Here is a 20,295-nt window from a genome sequence, read left to right as displayed (position 1 = left end):
CCGAGCCGCGCGGCTCGGTGCGCAGAGCGCGGGGCGCTCCGGGGTCAGGGTGGTCACGGATGCGATGGTGGTTCCCGGCATGGCTCTGCTCCCCCGTGGAGTGGTCGGCTCACGCCCTGCGCGTTCGCCGTGCACACACCGTAGCCATGTCCGCGCACTCTGTGTCGGGCCTGTGGATAACCCTCCGCACTCTCCGTAAATCCGCTGGTCAGAGTTCGGAGACTGGAGAGTGTTCGGGCTGCCGGGCATTCACCCCGAGATGTTCGCCGACGCGGTTCACAAGCAGCGTCATCTCGTAGGCGATCTGCCCGATGTCCGCTTCCGCACCGCTGAGCAGGCACAGGCAACTGCTGGGTCCGGCAGCGGTGACGAAGAGTACGGCGTCGTCGTACTCGATCATGGTCTGCCGGACGCGGCCCGCGCCGAAGTGGCGGCCCGAGCCCTTTGCCAGGCTGTGCAGCCCGGAGGAGACGGCCGCCAGATGCTCCGCGTCCTCGCGCCGTAGTCCGGTGCTCGCCCCGGTGACCAGTCCGTCGTTCGAGAGCACCAGCGCGTGCCGCACGTGGTCCACGCGCTGGGTGAGATCGTCCAGGAGCCAGCCCAGTCCCTGGTTCTGCGCCATGTTCGTTCTCCCCGTGTGGCCTCTCCCCCTGGCTGGAGGAGCTTTCCGCAAGCCTTCCCCACCTCCGGCGTCCGGGCAAGCAGGATGGGCTCATGGCACACAAGATGACCGACGAGGAATGGCGGGCGTTCGTCTCCCACGGCACCCGAACCGGCAAGCTGGCGACCGTAAGGGCCGATGGAAGCCCTCATATCGCCCCGATCTGGTTCCTGCTCGACGGTGACGAGCTGGTCTTCAACACCGGTGAGGAGACAGTGAAAGGGCGCAATCTCGCCCGTGACCCGCGGGTCGCGCTCTGCGTGGACGACGAGCGGCCGCCGTTCTCGTTCGTGGTGCTGAACGGACAGGCCCGGCTGTCCGAGGATCTGGACGAGATCCGCCGGTGGGCCACCCGGATCGCCGCGCGGTACATGGGCGAGGACCGCGCCGAGGAGTTCGGCGCCCGCAACGGCGTTCCGGGTGAGCTGCTGGTGCGAGTGCACATCGACCATGTGGTGGCCGTGCAGGACCTCGCGGACTGAGGCGGCCTCAGCTCACCGAGTCGAGAAGCCGGGCGGTGTGCATGCGCCCGGCGTACTCGACGAGGCGGATCAGGACCTCCTTGCCGGAGTCGCGGTCACGGGCGTCACAGAGCACTACGGGGGTTCCCTGGTCCAGGTCGAGGGCGCGAGAGACGTCCTGGGCGCCGTAGGGGCGCGCGCCGGGGAAGCAGTTGACGGCGACGACGAACGGGATGCGCCGGTGCTCGAAGTAGTCGACCGCCGGAAAGCAGTCCTCCAGGCGGCGGGTGTCGGCGAGAACCACGGCTCCGAGAGCGCCTTGTGAGAGCTCGTCCCAGATGAACCAGAAGCGGTCCTGTCCAGGCGTCCCGAACAGGTAGAGGGCGAGGCCGGAACGGATGGTGATGCGGCCGAAGTCCATCGCCACGGTGGTGGTGACCTTCCGGTCCACGCCGTCGGTGTCGTCGACCAGCTGACCCGCCTCGCTGAGCAGTTCCTCGGTGCGCAGCGGCCGGATCTCGCTGACGGAGCCGACCAGTGTGGTCTTGCCGACGCCGAATCCCCCCGCCACCAGTATCTTCAGCGCCAGGGCGGAGATGTCGTCGGCGGCTTCGACGTGCTCAGAGGCCATGATCACTTCTCTCGGGAGGGCCGGCTGGGGTCGACGTGCTCGGGCGTGGGGTCAGCATCATGACAACTTCGACACCGTGTCGGGCATTTGGACTGAAAAGCACCAGATATGACCGACTTCCGGCCGATTGGCCACCGGAAGCATGCGGAACGGCGGCCGAAGAGGCGCCGGGTCGGTCGTGAACGTTCATCTACAGGGCCCGCAATCCTTCGATGACCTCGCGCAGAATCCGCTCGTCCGGCAGATGCGCGGGCGGCACCGGGCGGCTGACGGTGACGCAGCCGAGCTCCAGCAGGTCGCCCAGGAGAACGCGGACCACACCCACGGGCAGGTCGGCGTCGGCCGCGAGTTCCGCGACCGACTGCGTCTCGGTGCGGCACAGCTCGATCAGGGTCCGGTGTTCCGGGCCCAGCGCGCTGTCGCCGTCCATACCCGGCGCGGCGGGGTCGAGGGTGACCAGGGCGATGAGGTCGAAGGGCACCCCGGTCGGGCCGGGCTGGGTACGTCCACCGGTCATGGCGTAGGGGCGCACCAAGGGTCCGGCCTCGCCGTCGTACCACTGGCTGCCCTCGTCGTGGAGGTCTCCCGGCGGGTTCTCGGTCATCCGTTCCGGCCTTCCCGGTCAGCCTGCCGCGGGTGGCGGGGAGGTGACCCGCGGTGCCGCGTAGAGGTGTTCACCCACGCGCCTGACCAGGCGTGCCATCTCGTAGGCGACCAAGCCGATGTCGGCGGTTGCGGCCGTGAGGACGGCGAGGCAGGAGCCGTCGCCGGCGGAGACCACGAAGAGGAAGGCGTCATCCAGCTCCACCATGGTCTGGCGCACACCGCCCGCGCCGAAATGGCGTCCTGTGCCCTTGGCCAGGCTGTTGAAGCCGGAGGCCACGGCGGCGAGGTGTTCGGCGTCGTCGCGGCCGAGGCCGGTGGAGGCGGGCGCGGGCACCTGGTCCCGGCTGCCCGAGGAGGCGCCCCGGTAGACGGCGGCGAAGGCCAGCGCGACCATGCCGACGCCCATCACCACGGCGAGCAGCCAGGCCACGGGCCGGTGCCAGCGCAGGCCCGCCAGCGGGCCCTCGTGGCCGTCGTGGGCGTAACGGCCGTCGAGGTCGTCGTCGTCCAGGTCGTGGCCGAAACCGCTGCCCTCGGGGCCGTAACCCTCGTCGTAGGGGTCGGCGGGGGCGTGGGTGCGGCGGCCGTCGGCCTCGGACGCCTCGGCTCTCGCCTCGGCGGCGGCGAGGAGGCGCTCCACGGCGGTGGGCTCGTGGACGGTGGCGGCGGCGACGAAGGCCGCGTCGAACACCACGGAGGCGAACTCTTCGTCCGACATTCCGCGGTCGTGGTCGTCGTCGGGCTCCCAGCCGTCAGGGAACGGCGTGCCCCCCACGTCCTCCGGCACGGGTCCAGAGTAGACCTGGGGGGTCAATTTGGGCAGACGGTATGGAAATTCGTCCGCCGTCCCGTGACCTTCCGGTGAAGGTGCTCAGGGGCGTACGTGGCCGTCGCCGGTGACGATGTACTTGGTGCTGGTCAGCTCCGGAAGGCCCATGGGGCCGCGGGCGTGCAGCTTCTGGGTGGAGATGCCGATCTCCGCGCCGAAGCCGAACTGGCCGCCGTCGGTGAAGCGGGTGGAGGCGTTCACGGCCACCGTGGTGGAGTCCACCAGTCGGGTGAAGCGCCGGGCGGCCTGCTGACTGGTGGTGACGATCGCCTCGGTGTGGCCGGAGCTCCACAGCCGGATGTGCTCGACGGCCTTGTCGAGGGAGTCGACCACGGCGGCGGCGATGTCGTACGACAGGTACTCGGTCTCCCAGTCCTCCGGCACGGCCTCCACCACGTTCGCCCTGGTGCCCTCGGCGTGGGCCAGGACGCGCGGGTCGGCATGCACGGTGACCCCGGCCTCGGCGAGCGCGTCCAGGGCGCGGGGCAGGAAGGCGGCGGCGATGTCCTGGTGGACCAGCAGGGTCTCGGCGGCGTTGCAGACGCTGACCCGCTGCGCCTTGGAGTTGACCAGGATGTCGATCGCCATGTCGATGTCGGCGTCGGCGTCCACGTAGACGTGGCAGTTGCCGGTGCCGGTCTCGATGACGGGGACGGTGGACTCGCCGACCACGGTCCGGATCAGGGAGGCGCCGCCGCGCGGGATGAGCACGTCGACCAGGCCGCGGGCGCGCATCAGCTCGCGCACGCTCTCCCGGCTCTCCCCCGGCACGAGCTGCACGGCGTCGGCGGGCAGCCCGGCGCCGCCCACGGCGTCCCGGATCACCCCGACCAGCGCGGTGTTGGACTCGTAGGCGGAGGCGGAGCCGCGCAGCAGGACGGCGTTGCCGGACTTCAGGCAGAGCGCGGCGGCGTCGACGGTGACGTTGGGCCGGGCCTCGTAGATGATGCCGACGACGCCCAGCGGGACGCGGACCTGGCGCAGGTCGATGCCGTTGGGCAGGGTGTTGCCGCGGACGATCTCACCGACCGGGTCGGGCAGCTTCGCCACGTCGCGCACGTCGGCGGCGATGGCCCGGACCCGCTCCGGGGTGAGGGTGAGCCGGTCCACGACGGACTCGCTGGTGCCGTTCTCCCGCGCCCTGGCCACGTCACGGGCGTTGGCGGCCACGATCTCGGCGGTGCGGACCTCCAGCGCGTCCGCGACGGCGAGCAGCGCGTCGTCCTTGTCGGCGCGCGGGAGCGGCGCGAGGTCGGCGGCGGCGGCCTTGGCCCGGTAGGCGGCCCGGGTGACCGGCGAGAGGGAGTCGTACGGGGAGAGCGTGGTCATGGGGGAAGGGTAGTGCGCGGCCTTCGGCCCTCAGGGGCCGTCCCGTAACGCGAGACGGGGCGGAGGGAGCCCGTCAGAACGGGTGGACCCCTACGGGGGTGGCCGGTGCCGGCCCGTAGCCCTCGGCGAGGCGCTGGTGGTAGGTCTCGCGGTCGATGACCTCCAGGCCGACGATCTCCCAGGGCGGCAGCCCGGCGGTCTGCCGGTGCTCGCCCCACAGCCGCAGCGCGACGGCGGCCGCGTCGTGCAGGTCGCGGGCCTCCTCCCAGTACCGGATCTCCGCGTGGTCACCGGCGTATCTGCTGGTCAGGAGGAAGGGGTGGTCGTGCGCGAGCTGCTCCAGGGCCCGCCGCAGGTCCTGTACGGGGACGCCCTCCCCGGAGACGCTGAGGGTGACGTGCCACAGGCGGGGCAGGTCCTTGGGCTCCTCGTAGGTGTCCCCGGCCGCGACGCTCGTCAGAGCACCGCGGGACGCCGCCCCGGGACGGACTCGTCTCACGACGGCCTCCTTCACGCATGGCCCCTTGACGGAACGTGTCCCTTCAACACGCCCCCGCAACAAAGTTGAGCAGGCCGCAGGGCTCCGCGTGGCGGTTTTACGGAACGTCCCCCACCGGGGTCCTCCGGCGTGCCGGGGTTTTCCGCCGCCGGGCCGGCGGTCAGGGGTGCAGGAGTACCAGGTCGTCCCGGTGGACGACCTCGCGCTCGTAGGCGGGGCCCAGCTCGCGTGCCAGCTCGCGGGTCGAACGCCCGAGCAGTTGGGGCAGCTCCCTGGCGTCGAAGTTCACCAGTCCCCGCGCCACCGCGTGCCCCGCCCGGTCCCGCAGCTCCACCGGGTCCCCGGCGCTGAACTCGCCGGTGACGGCGGCGATCCCGGCCGGCAGCAGGGAGCTGTGCCGCTCGACCACCGCGCGCACCGCGCCGTCGTCCAGGGTGAGGGAGCCCTGCGGGGTGGAGGCGTGCTGGAGCCAGAGCAGCCGGCCCGCCGAGCGCTTGCCGGTGGGGTGGAAGCAGGTGCCGGTGTCGCCGCCCGCGAGGGCGTCGGCGGCGTGCACGGCGTTGGTGAGCACCACGGGGATGCCCGCGGCGGCCGCGATCCGGGCGGCCTCGACCTTGGTGACCATGCCCCCGGTGCCGACGCCCGCCTTGCCCGCGCTGCCGATCTCGACCCCGTCGAGGTCGGCCGGGCCGCGCACCTCGGCGATGCGGGAGGTGCCGGGGCGGGCGGGGTCGCCGTCGTAGACGCCGTCGATGTCGGAGAGGAGGACCAGCAGGTCGGCGTGGACGAGGTGGGCGACGAGGGCGGCGAGGCGGTCGTTGTCGCCGAAGCGGATCTCGTCGGTGGCGACGGTGTCGTTCTCGTTGACGACCGGGAAGGCGCCCATCGCCAGCAGCTTGTCCAGGGTGCGGGAGGCGTTGCGGTGGTGGGCGCGGCGGCTCATGTCGTCGCTGGTGAGCAGGACTTGGCCGACGCGGACGCCGTAGCGGGCGAAGGAGGCGGTGTACCGGGCGACCAGCAGGCCCTGGCCGACGCTGGCGGCGGCCTGCTGGCGGGCGAGGTCCTTGGGGCGGCGGTCCAGGCCGAGCGGGGCGAGTCCGGCGGCGATGGCACCGGAGGAGACCAGCACGATCTCCTTCTCCCCGCCGCCGCGCACCTTCGCCAGTACGTCGACCAGCGCGTCCACGCGGTCCGCGTCGAGCCCGCCGGCGGCGGTGGTCAGCGAGGAGGACCCCACCTTGACGACGATCCGCCGGGCGTCCCCCACGGTCTGCCTTGCGCTTGCCACCTTGCCCGCTTCTCCTCTCGCCCTGTCACCCCGGTCCGTGTGCCCGCAATCTACGGGAATGCCGGTGGCCGGTGCATACGGGTTTCAGCAGGCGGACGGCGGGTGCGGTGAAGGTACGGCGTGCGGGCGGGGCACGTTCTGCGACCATGGAGCCCATGCGAAAAGGCGGTGCGGTGCGAGCGGTTGCGGCTGCGGTGGGCGGGGCGTTGCTCGTCCTCGGGGCGACGGGGTGCGGGGGTCCGGAGAAGAAGGACTCGGCTTCCGCGCCGGCCCGGGAGGACAGAAAGGCCCCGGAGGCCGGCCTGAAGCGGGTGCCCGGCGTCGGTGACCGGCTGTGGAAGCGCGTGCCGGAGGAGTCCCGGCAGGTGCTGGTCGTCTCCGGCGAGGGGCGGAACTCGGCCGACTCGCACGCGGCGCTGTACACGAAGCAGGGGTCGACCTGGACGCGGGAGCGCGCCTGGGACACCCACAACGGCCGCAAGGGCTGGACGACCGACCACCACGAGGGCGATCTGCGCAGCCCCGTCGGGGTGTTCACCCTCAGCGACGCCGGCGGGGTGCTGGCCCAGCCGGAGGCCAGGCTGCCCTACACCGAGTCGGCCGCCTTCCAGGCGCCGCGCTACTGGAAGAAGTCGTACTGGCACGACTTCGACCTCGTCATCGCCATCGACTACAACCGCGTCAAGGGCACCCCGCCCAACGACCAGACGCGCCCGCAGGGGCAGTCCAAGGGCGGCGGCATCTGGCTGCACATGGACCACGGCAGCGGTACGTCGGCGTGCGTGAGCCAGTCGAAGGCCGACATGGAGTACCTGCTGCGCACGCTGGACCCGAAGCGGCATCCGGTCGTGGTGATGGGCGATGCGGCGGATCTGAAGGGGTGAATCCGCGGGTGGGAACACGATGAAGCGCCGGTGCGCATGTCCGCACCGGCGCTTCTCGCTGTCCGGGATCAGCCGTGGCGGTGGCGCCAGCCCTGCCAGGCGGAGTCGATCATCTCGTCCAGGCCGTGCCGGGCCGTCCAGCCCAGCTCGGCGTGGATGCGGTCGGCGGCGGCCACCACGCGGGCGGGGTCGCCGGCACGGCGCTCGGTGACCTGGGGGGTGACGTCCTCGTTGCCGGTGGTCTTGAGGATGCGGTCCACCATCTCGCGGACCGAACTGCCCTCGCCCCGGCCGATGTTGAGGACCAGCGACGTGCCCTCGGGGGCCTCGCGCAGCCGGACGGCGGCGGCCTGGTGGGCGGAGGCGATGTCCTGGACGTGGATGTAGTCCCGTACGCAGGTGCCGTCCTCGGTGGCGTAGTCGTCGCCGAAGATGCGGGGGGCCTCGGACGCCTCCAGGCGCTCGAAGACCATGGGGATGAGGTTGAACACGCCCTCGTCGGAGAGTTCGGGCGCGGCCGCTCCGGCGACGTTGAAGTAGCGCAGGCTGACGGCGCGCAGGCCGTGGGCGCGGGCGGCGGCCGCGATGAGCCACTCACCGACGAGCTTGGTCTCCCCGTAGGGGCTCATCGGGGCGCACGGGGTGTCCTCGGTCACGAGGTCGACGTCGGGCATGCCGTAGACCGCGGCGGAGGAGGAGAAGACGACCCGCTCCACCCCGGTGGCCGTCATGGCGGCGAGCAGGGTCTGCAGGCCCGTCACGTTCTCGCGGTAGTAGTGGAGCGGGCGCTCGACCGACTCCCCCACCTGCTTCTTGGCGGCGATGTGCACCACGCCGGTCACGCCGTGCTCGCGCAGGGTGTTCTCGAGCAGTTCCTGGTCCAGCACGCTGCCCACGACCAGCGGAACCCCGGCGGGGACCCGGTCGGCACTGCCCGTCGACAGGTCGTCGTACACGACGACGCTCTCGCCGCCCGCCGTCATCGCGCGCACCACGTGCGAGCCGATGTACCCGGCGCCTCCCGTGATCAGCCAGCTCATTCCAGGGCCTCCTCGAAGTTCCTTACCGGCAGCAGACTCCTTGATGGTCCGGGGAAAATCGAATCCGACATCCCGTGACGGACATTCCGAAAGGGGACGTGAGTGGAGATATGAGATGGACCACGTCGCCCGGCGGAAAGGAGCGATTCGCGCTGCGGGAGCGTCCTTGTACTCTGTGGCGGCGGCACGATTGGGCCCGTCGGCGGACAGAGTTCACTCAGAGTTCACTCCGGTCCCGGCCCACACTCACGTGATCGGTTCTCGGAACAGGTTGTAAAGGATGCCCAAACTCTCTCTCGTCGTCCCTGCGTACAAGGTGCAGGCGTACCTCGCGGAGTGCCTCGACTCGATCCTCGAACAGGACTTTCCGGACTTCGAGGTCATCGCCGTCGACGACTGTTCCCCGGATGCCTCGGGCGCCATTCTCGATGAGTACGCCGAGCGTGACCCCCGTATTCACGTGATTCACCTCACGGAGAACGTGGGCCTCGGCCGTGCGCGCAACGCGGGCATGGAAAAGGCGACGGGTGAGTACCTCCTGTTCCTCGACAGCGACGACACCCTCACCGAGGGCGCGCTGCGGGCGATAGCCGGGCGGCTCGAGGCCGCCGGTGACCCGGAGATACTCGTCTACGACTACGCGCGCAGCTACTGGGACGGCAGGGTCCGCCCGAACATGCGCGCCGCCCTGCTCCGCCCCGACGGCCCGGAGTCCTTCCCGCTGTCCGGGCGTCCGCAGTTGCTGGACCTGCTCCAGATCGTCTGGAACAAGGCGTACCGCCGCGACTTCGTCCTGCGCATGGGCCTGAGCTTCCCGCCCGGCTACTACGAGGACGCCCCCTGGACGTTCTGCTCGATGATCAGCGCCGAGCACATCGCCGTGCTGGACCGGGTCTGCGTGATGTACCGCCAGCGCCGCGAGGGCGGCAACATCCTCAAGACGGTCAGCCGCAAGCACTTCGACGTCTTCGACCAGTACGCGCGCATCTTCGACTTCCTGGACGCGCACCCCGAACTCGACCAGTGGCGCGGGCCGTTGTTCCGCAAGATGGTCGACCACTACCTGACCGTCCTCACCAAGCCCGGCCGGCTGCCGCAGAACGCGCGGGCCGAGTTCTTCCGCCGCGCCTCCGCCGACTACCGCGCGCGCCTGCCCAAGGGCTTCGCCCGGCCCGGCGGCAACCTCGGCCACAAGTACGCGATGCTGGAGCGGGGTTCGTACCTCACGATGGCGAGCGCGCTGGGCGCGGTGAAGCTCCGCCAGGCGGTCCGCCGCCGGGCCCGCACCACCCTGAACCAGTCCAAGCGCAACGCGATGGGCGTGTTCTACCAGTCGCAGCTCAAGCTGCCGCTGGACGAGAACCTGGCGTTGTTCTCCGCCTACTGGAGCCGCAGCGTCTCCTGCAACCCGGCGGCCATCGACGCCGAACTCGCCCGGCTGGCACCGCAGGTGCGCCGGGTGTGGGCGGTCCAGGCCGACGCGGTGGACCGGGTGCCGGCCGGACACGAGTTCGTGCGGGTCGGCTCGCGCGAGTACTGGTCGGTGCTGGCTCGCGCCAAGTACCTCGTGAACAACGTGAACTTCGCGGACAGCGTGGTCAAGCGCGAGGGCCAGATCCACCTCCAGACCCATCACGGCACCCCGCTGAAGACCATGGGCCTGGACCAGCGCAAGTACCCGGCGTCCACCAACATGAGCTTCGACAAGCTCCTGGAGCGCTGCGACCGCTGGGACTTCAGCCTCAGCTCCAACCGGTTCTCCACCACGGTGTGGGAGCGGGTCTACCCCTGCTCGTACGTCTCGCTGGAGACCGGCTACCCGCGCAACGACATCCTCGTCAACGCCACCGCCGAGGACGTGCGCCGGGCCCGCGCCTCACTCGAACTCGCCGACGGCACGCGGGCGTTCCTCTACATGCCGACCCACCGCGAGTACCAGGCCGGCTTCACCCCCAGCCTCGACCTGGTCCGGCTCGCCGACGAACTCGGCCCGGACGTCACGCTGATGGTGCGCGGCCACTACTTCTACGGCAACTCCCCCCACGTGGAGGAGCTGCGCCGCAGCGGCCGTATCGTCGACGTCTCGGGGCACCCGCGCGTGGAGGAGCTGTACCTCGCCGCGGACGCCCTGATCACGGACTACTCCTCCGCGATGTTCGACTACGCGGTGCTGGACCGGCCCGTCATCATCTACGCCTCCGACTGGGACATCTACTCGGCGGTGCGCGGCACCTACTTCAACCTGATGGAGGAGCCGCCCGGCGCGGTGGCCACCTCGCAGGCGGAGCTGATCAGGCTCCTCGAATCGGGCGAGTACGACGGGCCGGAGGCGGCCCGCTACCGTGACCGGTTCCGCAGGCGCTACTGCGAATTCGACGACGGCCACGCGGCCGAGCGGGTGGTGCGCCGGGTCTTCCTCGGCGAGGAGGACATGCTGCCCCTCGTCCCGTTCGCCGACCGCCACCACGCACCGACTCCCCCGCAGGCGCTCGAACCGCTCGAGCGGGCCTGACCACTCATGAGGAGAGACAACCCGACCATGGCCCCTCGGCTCAGTGTGATCGTCCCCATCTACAACGTGGAGCGCTACCTGCCCGCCTGCCTCGACTCGCTGGCGGCGCAGACCTTCCAGGACCTCGAGGTCCTGATGGTCGACGACGGTTCGCCCGACGACTCGGCCGCGATAGCCGCCGAGTACGCGGCCCGCGACGAGCGGTTCCACCTCATCCGCAAGGAGAACGCCGGCCTCGGCGCGGCCCGCAACACGGGCATCGCGCACATGTCCGCCGACGCGGAGTACCTGACCTTCGTCGACAGTGACGACGTCATCCCGCCGGACGCCTACCGGCTGATGGTGAGCAGCCTGGACGAGACCGGCTCGGACTTCGCCACCGGCAACGTCTTCCACCTCAAGGGCGAGCGCTCCTGGCAGGTGCCGCTGCTGAGGATGCTGGCCGGCGAGGCCCGCAAGCGCACCCACATCTCGAAGATCCCGAAGCTGGTCGCCGACCGCATCGCCTGCAACAAGGTCTTCCGCCGGACCTTCTGGGAGGGCCAGGGCTTCTCCTTCCCCGAGGGCATCCTGCACGAGGACATCCCGGTGGTGCTCCCGGCGCACTACAAGGCCGAGGCGATCGACATCATCGGCGAGCCGACCTACTACTGGCGGCTGCGCGAGGGCGAGTCGGCCCCGTCGATCACCCAGCGCCGCCGGGAGCCGCAGGCCATCCGCGACCGGGTCACCGCGGTCAGCATGGTCAGCGACTACCTCGCCCAGCAGCCCGGCGCCGAGTTCGCCGAGTACAAGCGCCAGTACGACGACCGCGTGCTCCGCGACGACCTCCGCCTGTTCCTGCGGGTGGTGCCGGACGCGACCGCCGAGTTCCACGAGGCGTTCCTGGAGGCGACCAACCGCTTCCTCGACACCATCGACCCGAAGATCGTCATGGCGCTGCCGACGGACCTGCGCGTCCAGTGGCTGCTGGTGCGCAAGCACGCCATGCCCGAGCTGATCGCCCTGCTGGCCTCCCAGCGCCGCAAGGACCCGGTCGAGGTCTCCGGCACCTTCCGCAAGTACGCCAGCTTCCGCACGCTGGAGGAGAGCGGCTTCGAGCTGCCCAAGGCGGCGCTGCGCATCGACGGCGACCTCGGCCTGCGCGCCCCGCTGCGCGCGGCGACCTGGCGCAACGGCAAGCTGCTGCTGTCCGGCGACGCCTACATCGACAAGATCGACATGTCGGCGAAGCGGAGCAGCCTGAAGGTCCTCCAGCTCAAGCGGTCCGGTTCGCGCCAGCGCATGTTCCTCCCCGCGAAGAACGTCTACCGCCCGGAGACCACCACCGACTCCGGCCAGAAGCGCTACAACTACGACTGGGCCGGCTGGGAGCTGGAGCTGGACCCGGCCAAGCTGCGCAAGGGCGGCGCCTGGCGCGAGGGCCTGTGGCACGTCGGCATCAACGTCTACGCCTCCGGCCTGGTGCGCCGCAGCGCGGTGTGGGCGCGCGGCGGCTCGGCGGCCAACTTCGCGCCGTACCAGTGGCTCGACGACGACTTCCGGATGCTGCCGGTCGTGGAGCGCGGCGCGCTCAAGCTGCGCGTGGAGAAGGTGCGCGCGCTGATCACCGACCGCCGGCTCACCGCGGACTCGGTCGAGATCGACGGCGAGCTGCGCACCGACCTGAAGTCCGGCGAGACGCTGTCGCTGCGGCTGACCAACGCCAAGAGCGGCGAGGTCCGCTGGTACCCGATCGACGTCGGCCGCGCGGGGACGCGCACCACGTTCCAGAGCCGGGTGCCACTGGCCGACGTGGTGCTGCTGGCCAGCGAGGACGTCGACGACCACGCCCAGCCCGAGCGCCGGCTGTGGAGTGTCGCGCTGCTGGCCAAGTCCCCGGACGGGACGCAGCGCCAGTTCGGCAGTGTCATGAGCGAGGGCCTCGCGGACCTCTCCGCCGACGTGCCCGAGTCCTTCGGCGCGGCCGGCGCCAACCGCGAGGTCGCCCTGATCTCCGGCAACAACGGCTATCTGAAGATCGTCGGCCGGGTGCGCCGGGCCGTGCTGACCTCGGTCGCCGTCCGGGAGGGCAGGATCGCCGTCGGCGGCCGTGCCTCGCGCGAGCTGATCGGCTCCGAGCTGGTGCTCAAGGCCAGCAACCGCTTCGACGAGCGCAAGGCGTCGGTGGACTGGGCGGACGACGGCACCTTCACCGTCTCCTTCGACCCGTCCGTGATGGGCGGCTCCGGCGGGGTCCCGCTGAAGGCCGGCCGCTGGAACCTGCTGCTGCGCAGCGAGAACGAGAGCGTGCCGGACGCCGAGTTCGTCATCGACCGGCTCGCCTCCGCGCAGTTCCCGCTCCACACCGAACTGGGCGGCCGCCGCTACTGGTTCGAGAGCCGCTGGGGCGACTTCCCGCAGCTCAACTGCCGCTCGGAGCTGACCGACCTGGAGCGCGGCCCGTACCGCATGCTCCAGCTGCGCCGCGAGGTGTACGAGCCCGGCCGCGAGCAGCCGCTGCGCGACCAGGTGTTCTTCCTCAGCTACAACGGCAAGCAGTACTCGGACAGCCCGCGTGCCATGCACGAGGAACTGCTGCGCCGGGGCAGCGACATGAAGTTCCTGTGGGCCGTGCGCGACGGCCAGGTGGTCCTGCCGCCCACCGCCGAGAAGGTCCGTATGTGGGGCCGGGAGTGGTTCGAGGCGCTGGCCACCTCGCGCTACATCGTCACCAACGGGCACCTGCCCGAGTGGGTGGAGCGCCGCCCCGGCCAGGTCATCGTGCAGACCTGGCACGGCACCATGCTGAAGAAGATCGGTCACGACATCGAGACCCTCTACTTCGACCGCGAGTACCAGAACCGGCTGGCACTGGAGGCGAAGAACTGGAGCCTGCTGGTCTCCTCCAACCGCTTCTCCACGCCGATCCTCAAGCGCGCCTTCTCCTACGACGGTGAGATCCAGGAGGCGGGCTACCCCCGCAACGACTACCTGTACTCCCCGGACAAGGACAAGATCGCGGCGAAGGTCCGGGAGTCGCTGGGCATCCCGAAGGACAAGAAGGTCGTGCTGTACGCGCCGACCTGGCGCGACGACCAGTCGCACAGCGCCGGCCAGTACCTGTTCGACCTGCGGATCGACCTGGAGGACGCGCGCCGCCGCCTCGGCGACGACCACGTGCTGCTGATCCGCCGCCACTCCAACGTGGTCGACGCGGTGCCCGGGGCGGGCAACGGCTTCGTCTTCGACGCCTCGGAGTACCCGGACATCGCCGACCTGTACCTGGCGGCGGACATCATGATCACTGACTACTCGTCCGTGATGTTCGACTACGCCCACCTCAAGCGGCCGATGCTCTTCTTCACGTACGACCTGGAGCACTACCGCGACAAGCTGCGCGGGTTCTACTTCGACTTCGAGAAGGACTCGCCCGGTCCGCTGATCGACAACTCCGAGGACCTGGTGAGCGCGATCCGCGACATCGACACGGTGTCCGCGGAGTACCAGGAGCGGTTCGACCGCTTCCACCACCTGTTCTGCGACCTGGACGACGGCCACGCCTCGGCGCGGGTCGTGGACCGGATGCTGGAGCAGGCCAAGGAGATCTGAGCCGGAGCGCGTCAAGGGGCCGGGCCCGGAGGGAATGTCCTCCGGGCCCGGCCCCCTTTGTCGTCCCGGTGGGCCCTGTCGTCCCGGTGGGCTCAGAGGCGGACGGTCTTCACCGCGAACTGGCCGGTCAGGGTGAAGTAGGGCCGCAGCTCGGTCTCCCGGCGGCGGACCTCCGGCTTCGGCCGCGGGGCAGGCTTCAGCACCCGCCTGGCCTCCCGGAGGGCACGCTCGCCCAGGGAGAAGGAGCGCTCCTGGAGGGCGCCGGCCACGGCCTCCTCGGTGACGAGCACCGGCCTGGGCAGCACGAACACGTCGATCGGGCTGAGCACGTCGGTGGCCAGCTTCGCCAGCGCCACCCGCTCGGCACCGGCCGCCGGGCGCACCCAGAAGTCCCAGACGATCTCCGAGCCCGCCCCGCCGGTGTGCTCCTCCGCCAGGGCCGCGCAGTCCACGACGGCGGTGACGGTGCCGTCCCCCGCGTCCTGGAGCGGGAAGGACAGCACGCGCTTCTTGTCGCGCCGGTGCACCGCCTCCAGCACCGCGCCCTCGCCGGCCTTCGCGCCCCACAGGCCGGCCCGAAGGCGCAGGGTCCGCTCGTCGACCTCGACGGTCCCGGCCTCGGCGTGGATCGCGCGCAGCACGCTGCGCACCCGCAGCCGGCCCTCCTGGTCCCGGTGGGGCAGCAGTAGCGCGAGCGACGGGCCCTCGGTGCGGGGCAGTTCGACCGCGAGGAGGTCCCGCGTGTCGCAGCCGTAGCCGTCGGCGAACAGCGGCACCTCGGCGCCCGCCGGGGTGGCCAGGGCCAACTGCCAGGTGCCCTGCGGGAGTCCGCCGTCCCAGGGCACGAGCGCGTCGCCGCCGGGGGTCAGTGCGAACCGGCGCTCCTCGGGGGCCTTGCCCTCCTTGCGCAGCACCAGCTCGGCACCCTCGGCGCCGGCGGGCAGCGTGCCCACGGCGATGTGCAGGCTCCCCCGGTCGTCGGCCCGTACGGTGACGTCACGGGGCAGCTCCTTGCGGGCGTACGCCTGCGCGAGGATCTCCTCGAACCGCTCCCGGCTCGCCGTCTCCTGGAAGCGCTCGGCGCCGGTCACCGCGGCCTCGGCCATCTTCAGCCGCAGCTCGTCGTCCCGGACCAGCCGCAGTATGGCCTCCGCCATGGCGTCCACGTCGCCGGACGGCACGATGAAACCGTCCTCACCGTCGGTGAGGATGTTGCGCGGGCCGTGGTCGGCGTCCGTGCTGACGACGGGCAGTCCCGCCGCCATGGCCTCCACGATGACGTTGCCGAACGCCTCCCGCTTGGAAGGAAGCACGAAGAGCGAGCCCTTGCCGAACTCGGGCGTCACCGGCGCGGCCGGACCCATCAGCAACACATGGTTGGACAGACCGAGTTCGTGGATACGGGCCCGCAGGCGGGCCTTCTCGGCACCGCTGCCGTAGATCCGCAGCGTCCAGTCCGGGGCCTCGGCGTGCACCTGCGCGAACGCCTCGACGAGCAGCGCGTGGTTCTTGTTGCCGGTGAGATGGCCCGCGGAGATGACGACCTTGTTGGTGCCGCGCGAGCGGACCGGCGCGGCCGGCACGCAGTTGGGCATCACCGCGAGCCGGTCGCGGACGCCGGGCACCTGCCCGGCGATGCTGTCGGTCTCCTCGGGGGTGAGCGCGGTCAGCGCGTCCAGGTGGAGATAGGCGGGGAAGAGCTTCTTCTTCACGTCGTCGGCGTAGATGAGCGGCATCGAGTGCTCCTGGGCGACCCGCAGAAAGTCCCCCCGGGCGTGCGCCAGCAGCACGGTGATGCGCGGGTTGGAGCTCACCACCACGTCCGCGTCGGTGGTGGCGAGGTAGTCCAGCAGCCGCAGTTCGGCCAGCCGGCTGACCACCGGCTTCTCGACCCCTGCGTTCGGCGGGTAGACCAGCGTGAACCGGTCGGCCAGCGGATCGTCCAGGTCCGAGACCGGCGAGTGAGGGCGCAGGTCGGTCAGGGCCCGGACCGTCACCCGCGGGTCCAGCGGGAAGTACGACTCGTCGCGGACCTTGCGCAGCGCGACGATCTCGACCTCGTGCCTCTCGGCGAGCGCCCCGGCGAGGTTCTGGGTCGCGCTCACCACCCCGCCCATGTGGCACAGGTCGCGGACCAGGAATGCGATCTTCACTGTGTGCTCTTCCCCCATGGCGCCTGAGCGCCTCCCGTGTTCCAAGTCTGGTGACTAGACGGGGGGATGCGGTAAAAGGTTGTTCGCCAAGAGGCCATATGTCGGTCACTTGCCCGCGCCGGGCGCAACGCGAAGGCCGGGGGCGGCACCGGAAACCCTCTTCAGAGGGGGATTCCGGCGCCGCCTTCCCGGCCCAGTGGCTGACCTTCGCGTCCTAGAAGGGCTCGAAGTCGTCGAACTCCTTCTGCGCCTCGTCGCGTTCGGCCTGGCGGTCCCTGCGGCGCTGGGCCGCCGGGCGCTCCTCCTCGAAGCGGTGGTCCTCGCCTCGGCGGCCGAGCATCTCGGCGCCGGCGGTGACGGTGGGCTCCCAGTCGAAGACGACCGCGTTCTCCTCGGGGCCGATGGCGACGGCGTCGCCCGCACGGGCGCCCGCCTTCGTCAGCCGGTCCTCGACGCCGAGGCGGTTGAGGCGGTCGGCGAGGTAGCCGACGGCCTCGTCGTTGTTGAAGTCGGTCTGGCGCACCCAGCGCTCCGGCTTCTCGCCGCGCACCCGGTAGACCGGCTCGCCTTCGAGTTCCTCGCGGGTGACGGTGAAGCCCGCGTCGTCCACGGCCTTGGGCCGGATGACGATGCGCGTCGCCTCCTCCTGCGGCTTGGCGGCACGCGCCTGGCCGACCAGGTCACCGAGGGCGTAGGTCAGCTCGCGCAGACCGGTGTGGGCCACCGCGGAGACCTCGAAGACACGGTAGCCGCGCGCCTCCAGGTCGGGGCGGACCATCTCGGCGAGGTCCTTGCCGTCGGGCACGTCGATCTTGTTGAGGACGACGATGCGGGGCCGGTCCTCCAGACCGCCGTAGCTGCGCAGTTCCTCCTCGATGATGTCGAGGTCGGAGAGCGGGTCGCGGTCGGACTCCAGCGTGGCGGTGTCCAGCACGTGCACCAGCACCGAGCAGCGCTCCACGTGGCGCAGGAACTCGAGTCCCAGGCCCTTGCCCTGGCTGGCGCCGGGGATGAGACCCGGCACGTCGGCGATGGTGTAGACGGTCGAACCGGCGGTCACCACACCGAGGTTGGGGACCAGGGTGGTGAAGGGGTAGTCCGCGATCTTCGGCTTGGCAGCGCTGAGCACCGAGATCAGCGAGGACTTGCCCGCGCTCGGGTAGCCGACCAGGGCCACGTCGGCGACGGTCTTCAGCTCCAGGACCACGTCCTGGAGGTCACCGGGCTCGCCGAGCAGCGCGAAGCCGGGGGCCTTGCGGCGGGCGCTGGCGAGCGCCGCGTTGCCGAGGCCGCCCCGGCCGCCCTGTGCGGCGACGTAGGAGGTGCCGTGCCCGATGAGGTCGGCCAGCACATTGCCGGCCTTGTCCAGGACGACCGTGCCGTCGGGGACGGGGAGGACCAGGTCCTGGCCGTCCTTGCCGGAGCGGTGGCCGCCCTCGCCGGGCTTGCCGTTGGTGGCCTTGCGGTGCGGGGAGTGGTGGTAGTCGAGCAGCGTGGTCACGGACTGGTCGACGGTCAGGATGACGTCGCCGCCCCGCCCGCCGTTGCCGCCGTCGGGACCGCCCAGCGGCTTGAACTTCTCACGGTGGACGGAGGCACAGCCGTGGCCTCCGTTACCCGCGGCGACATGCAGTTCGACGCGGTCCACGAAGGTGGTCATGGTTCGGTGCCTCCAGAAAAGTACGGGTAATACCTATGTCAACACGCGAAAGGCGGACCCGCCTTCCCGACCGGGAAGTGAGGTCCGCCTCGCGCAGCTTTTACGCTCGCGGCCGTGAATCAGGGATTCAGGCGACCGGAACGATGTTCACGACCTTGCGGCCGCGGTGGGTGCCGAACTCCACCGCACCGGGCTGGAGGGCGAACAGCGTGTCGTCGCCGCCACGGCCGACGCCGGCGCCGGGGTGGAAGTGGGTGCCGCGCTGGCGGATGAGGATCTCACCAGCGCTGACGACCTGACCGCCGAAGCGCTTCACGCCGAGCCGCTGGGCATTGGAGTCGCGACCGTTCCGGGTGGACGATGCGCCCTTCTTGTGTGCCATGTCTTCTCAGTCCCTTACTTCGCAGCCGCGGGGATCTCAGTGACCTTGATCGCCGTGTACTGCTGGCGGTGGCCCTGACGACGGCGGTAGCCGGTCTTGTTCTTGTAGCGCAGAATGTCGATCTTCTGGCCCTTGTGGTGGTCCACGACCTCGGCCTGGACCTTGATGCCGGCCAGCACCCACGGGTCGCTGGTCACGGAGTCACCGTCGACAACGAGCAGGGTCGAGAGCTCGACCGTGTCGCCAACATTGGCCGTGGAAATCTTGTCAACCTCAACGATGTCGCCGACAGCAACCTTGTGCTGGCGACCACCGCTGCGCACGATGGCGTACACGCGGATCTCACTTTCGCTCGAAGGACGGCACCCCCGCAGGCCAGCCGGACCGGCAGAACACCATGAACGACCTCTCCCGACCGCACCCAGGCGACCGGGAGGAGAAGGTTTACGGGGATGTGGCGCGTTCAAATGACACGCCGACGGTCAAGAGTACGGGGGCGTCCCGTACGGGTCAAACCGGGCTCTGATCAGCGCTCCAGCGAGGCCGTGTAGTCGGCGTACGCCTGCCTGATCCGGTCCGGGGACAGGTCCAGGTGCTCCAGAATCGTGTACCGGCCGGGCCGGGTCTCCGGTGCGAACTCCACGGCCCGGACGAACTCGTCCACGGTGAACCCGATCTCCTCGGCCAGCACCGGCAGCCCGTGCCTGCGCAGCGAGGCGGCCATGAGGAACGAGCCCTCGTGGTCGCCGCGCAGATGCATGGCGAAGGCGGCGCCGAGGCCGACCTGCTCGCCGTGGCTGGCGGCACGCTTGGGGAAGAGCAGGTCGAGCGCGTGGCTGATCTCGTGGCAGGCGCCGGAGGACGGGCGGGTGTGGCCGGCGATCGACATGGCGATGCCGGACAGCACGAGACCCTCGGCGAGCACCGCGAGGAACGCGTCGTCGCCGCAGCCGCCGGGGTGCCGGAGCACCGCCTCGCCCGCCTGGCGGGCCATGGCGGCGGCGAGACCGTCGATCTTCTCGCCGTTGACCCGGTTGGCCAGCTCCCAGTCCGCGACGGCCGAGATGTTCGACACCGCGTCCCCGATCCCCGAGCGCACGAAGCGCACCGGGGTCTCGCGGATGATGTCGGTGTCGATCAGCAGCGCGATGGGCGTCGGCACCCCGTACGAACCCCGGCCCGCGTCGTTGTCCAGGATGGACACCGGCGAGCAGATGCCGTCGTGGGACAGGTTGGTGGCGACCGCGACCAGCGGCAGGCCGATGCGGGCCGCCGCGTACTTGGCGCAGTCGATGACCTTCCCGCCGCCGAGCCCGACCACGGCGTCGTAGCGGCCGGACTTCATCTCGTCCGCGAGGCGCACGGCGTCGTCGAGGGTGCCGCCGCCGACCTCGTACCAGGTCGCGCCCGGCAGCTGGGGGGCGACCCGCTCGCGCAGCCGGGCGCCGGAGCCGCCGCTGACGGCGACGGCCAGGCGGCCGGAGTGCGAGATGCGCTGGTCGGCGAGGATGCTCGCCAGGTCGGCGAGGGCACCCGGGCGGATGTCGACGACGACCGGCGAGGGGATGAGCCGGGTCAGTATCGGCACGCGATCTCCCGTCCCTTGGCGAGGTCGTCGTGATTGTCGATCTCGACCCAGGAGACGTCACCGATGGGCTGGACGTCGATCCGGAAGCCGCGGTCGACCAGCTCCTGGTACCCGTCCTCGTAGTAGAGCTGCGGGTCGCGCTCGAAGGTGGCGCGCAGCGCGTCGGCCAGCTCCTCGGCCG

At 70.8% G+C, this 20,295-nt stretch carries 16 protein-coding genes and 3 pseudogenes; 4 read left to right on the top strand and 15 right to left on the bottom strand.

Annotated features, from left to right (window positions below; all coding sequences use genetic code 11):
* Positions 1–208 precede the first annotated feature (208 nt).
* On the bottom strand, positions 209–622 hold the full coding sequence (locus CCN33_RS07045; protein ID WP_030803533.1) for a roadblock/LC7 domain-containing protein: 414 nt from the start codon (positions 620–622) through the stop codon (positions 209–211).
* Between the two features lie 92 nt (positions 623–714).
* On the opposite strand from CCN33_RS07045, the gene CCN33_RS07040 reads away from it, so the two are divergent.
* Positions 715–1,143 (top strand): PPOX class F420-dependent oxidoreductase, encoded by a 429-nt coding sequence (locus CCN33_RS07040; RefSeq protein ID WP_086692335.1) that lies wholly within the window; start codon positions 715–717, stop codon positions 1,141–1,143.
* A gap of 7 nt (positions 1,144–1,150) precedes the next feature.
* Here the strand turns inward: CCN33_RS07040 and CCN33_RS07035 are convergent, their stop codons facing one another.
* The 7 genes and pseudogenes from CCN33_RS07035 to proB form a co-directional block, all read right to left on the bottom strand.
* Positions 1,151–1,753, bottom strand: a complete 603-nt coding sequence (locus tag CCN33_RS07035) for a GTP-binding protein (protein WP_086692341.1) — start codon at positions 1,751–1,753, stop codon at positions 1,151–1,153.
* Positions 1,754–1,943: 190 nt separating this feature from the next.
* A complete protein-coding gene (locus tag CCN33_RS07030; RefSeq protein ID WP_086692333.1) occupies positions 1,944–2,357 on the bottom strand; it encodes a DUF742 domain-containing protein in 414 nt (137 codons plus the stop codon).
* Between the two features lie 18 nt (positions 2,358–2,375).
* Positions 2,376–2,684: pseudogene (locus CCN33_RS32465) on the bottom strand (roadblock/LC7 domain-containing protein); the annotation flags it as partial.
* Between the two features lie 21 nt (positions 2,685–2,705).
* Positions 2,706–3,134 (bottom strand): annotated as a pseudogene (locus tag CCN33_RS32815) (SCO2584 family spore wall biosynthesis protein); the annotation flags it as partial.
* A 96-nt stretch (positions 3,135–3,230) separates the two neighbouring features.
* Positions 3,231–4,517, bottom strand: a complete 1,287-nt coding sequence (locus CCN33_RS07020) for a glutamate-5-semialdehyde dehydrogenase (RefSeq protein ID WP_086692330.1) — start codon at positions 4,515–4,517, stop codon at positions 3,231–3,233.
* 73 nt (positions 4,518–4,590) lie between these two features.
* Positions 4,591–5,016 (bottom strand): hypothetical protein, encoded by a 426-nt coding sequence (locus CCN33_RS07015; protein ID WP_086692328.1) that lies wholly within the window; start codon positions 5,014–5,016, stop codon positions 4,591–4,593.
* Positions 5,017–5,176: 160 nt separating this feature from the next.
* Positions 5,177–6,283 carry a glutamate 5-kinase gene (gene proB, locus CCN33_RS07010; RefSeq protein WP_086692326.1) on the bottom strand — a complete coding sequence of 369 codons (1,107 nt, stop codon included), beginning with the start codon at positions 6,281–6,283 and terminating at the stop codon, positions 5,177–5,179.
* Between the two features lie 167 nt (positions 6,284–6,450).
* Between proB and CCN33_RS07005 the strand changes: the two genes are divergently transcribed.
* Positions 6,451–7,188, top strand: a complete 738-nt coding sequence (locus tag CCN33_RS07005) for a L,D-transpeptidase family protein (RefSeq protein WP_425275831.1) — start codon at positions 6,451–6,453, stop codon at positions 7,186–7,188.
* A gap of 68 nt (positions 7,189–7,256) precedes the next feature.
* On the opposite strand, the gene galE is transcribed toward CCN33_RS07005, so the two are convergent.
* Positions 7,257–8,228: a UDP-glucose 4-epimerase GalE gene (gene galE / locus CCN33_RS07000; RefSeq protein ID WP_086692325.1), complete on the bottom strand. Its 972-nt coding sequence runs from the start codon at positions 8,226–8,228 to the stop codon at positions 7,257–7,259.
* 280 nt (positions 8,229–8,508) lie between these two features.
* On the opposite strand from galE, the gene CCN33_RS06995 reads away from it, so the two are divergent.
* A complete protein-coding gene (locus CCN33_RS06995; RefSeq protein ID WP_086692323.1) occupies positions 8,509–10,740 on the top strand; it encodes a bifunctional glycosyltransferase/CDP-glycerol:glycerophosphate glycerophosphotransferase in 2,232 nt (743 codons plus the stop codon).
* 27 nt (positions 10,741–10,767) lie between these two features.
* Complete coding sequence (locus CCN33_RS06990; RefSeq protein ID WP_086692321.1) at positions 10,768–14,331, top strand: bifunctional glycosyltransferase/CDP-glycerol:glycerophosphate glycerophosphotransferase; 3,564 nt, start codon at positions 10,768–10,770, stop codon at positions 14,329–14,331.
* A 92-nt stretch (positions 14,332–14,423) separates the two neighbouring features.
* Here the strand turns inward: CCN33_RS06990 and CCN33_RS06985 are convergent, their stop codons facing one another.
* The 6 genes and pseudogenes from CCN33_RS06985 to CCN33_RS06960 all read right to left on the bottom strand — a co-directional run.
* Positions 14,424–16,484: a glycosyltransferase family 4 protein gene (locus CCN33_RS06985; protein ID WP_244173714.1), complete on the bottom strand. Its 2,061-nt coding sequence runs from the start codon at positions 16,482–16,484 to the stop codon at positions 14,424–14,426.
* A 214-nt stretch (positions 16,485–16,698) separates the two neighbouring features.
* A complete protein-coding gene (obgE, locus tag CCN33_RS06980) occupies positions 16,699–18,144 on the bottom strand; it encodes a GTPase ObgE (protein WP_086692319.1) in 1,446 nt (481 codons plus the stop codon).
* A 127-nt stretch (positions 18,145–18,271) separates the two neighbouring features.
* Positions 18,272–18,526 carry a 50S ribosomal protein L27 gene (gene rpmA / locus CCN33_RS06975; protein WP_030815036.1) on the bottom strand — a complete coding sequence of 85 codons (255 nt, stop codon included), beginning with the start codon at positions 18,524–18,526 and terminating at the stop codon, positions 18,272–18,274.
* 14 nt (positions 18,527–18,540) lie between these two features.
* Positions 18,541–18,861, bottom strand: a complete 321-nt coding sequence (gene rplU, locus CCN33_RS06970) for a 50S ribosomal protein L21 (protein ID WP_030815038.1) — start codon at positions 18,859–18,861, stop codon at positions 18,541–18,543.
* Positions 18,862–19,052: 191 nt separating this feature from the next.
* The gene (locus tag CCN33_RS06965; protein ID WP_086692317.1) at positions 19,053–20,114 is read right to left on the bottom strand and encodes an iron-containing alcohol dehydrogenase family protein; all 1,062 of its coding nucleotides are present in this window, start codon (positions 20,112–20,114) and stop codon (positions 19,053–19,055) included.
* A pseudogene (locus CCN33_RS06960) lies at positions 20,102–20,295 on the bottom strand (phosphocholine cytidylyltransferase family protein); the annotation flags it as partial. The gene CCN33_RS06965 and the pseudogene CCN33_RS06960, both read right to left, overlap by 13 nt.

This window comes from Streptomyces recifensis (assembly GCF_002154615.1).
Lineage (GTDB): Bacteria > Actinomycetota > Actinomycetes > Streptomycetales > Streptomycetaceae > Streptomyces > Streptomyces griseoluteus.
The sequence above is the reverse complement of the archived record's forward strand: the minus strand, read 5'-3'. Positions and strand labels throughout refer to the sequence as shown.

Coding starts and splice junctions, on each gene's coding strand:
- CCN33_RS07045 (WP_030803533.1), bottom strand. CDS start 622: ATGGCGCAGAACCAGGGACTGGGCTGGCTCCTGGACGATCTCACCCAG.
- CCN33_RS07040 (WP_086692335.1), top strand. CDS start 715: ATGGCACACAAGATGACCGACGAGGAATGGCGGGCGTTCGTCTCCCAC.
- CCN33_RS07035 (WP_086692341.1), bottom strand. CDS start 1,753: ATGGCCTCTGAGCACGTCGAAGCCGCCGACGACATCTCCGCCCTGGCG.
- CCN33_RS07030 (WP_086692333.1), bottom strand. CDS start 2,357: ATGACCGAGAACCCGCCGGGAGACCTCCACGACGAGGGCAGCCAGTGG.
- CCN33_RS07020 (WP_086692330.1), bottom strand. CDS start 4,517: ATGACCACGCTCTCCCCGTACGACTCCCTCTCGCCGGTCACCCGGGCC.
- CCN33_RS07005 (WP_425275831.1), top strand. CDS start 6,451: ATGGAGCCCATGCGAAAAGGCGGTGCGGTGCGAGCGGTTGCGGCTGCG.
- galE (WP_086692325.1), bottom strand. CDS start 8,228: ATGAGCTGGCTGATCACGGGAGGCGCCGGGTACATCGGCTCGCACGTG.
- CCN33_RS06995 (WP_086692323.1), top strand. CDS start 8,509: ATGCCCAAACTCTCTCTCGTCGTCCCTGCGTACAAGGTGCAGGCGTAC.
- CCN33_RS06990 (WP_086692321.1), top strand. CDS start 10,768: ATGGCCCCTCGGCTCAGTGTGATCGTCCCCATCTACAACGTGGAGCGC.
- obgE (WP_086692319.1), bottom strand. CDS start 18,144: ATGACCACCTTCGTGGACCGCGTCGAACTGCATGTCGCCGCGGGTAAC.
- rpmA (WP_030815036.1), bottom strand. CDS start 18,526: ATGGCACACAAGAAGGGCGCATCGTCCACCCGGAACGGTCGCGACTCC.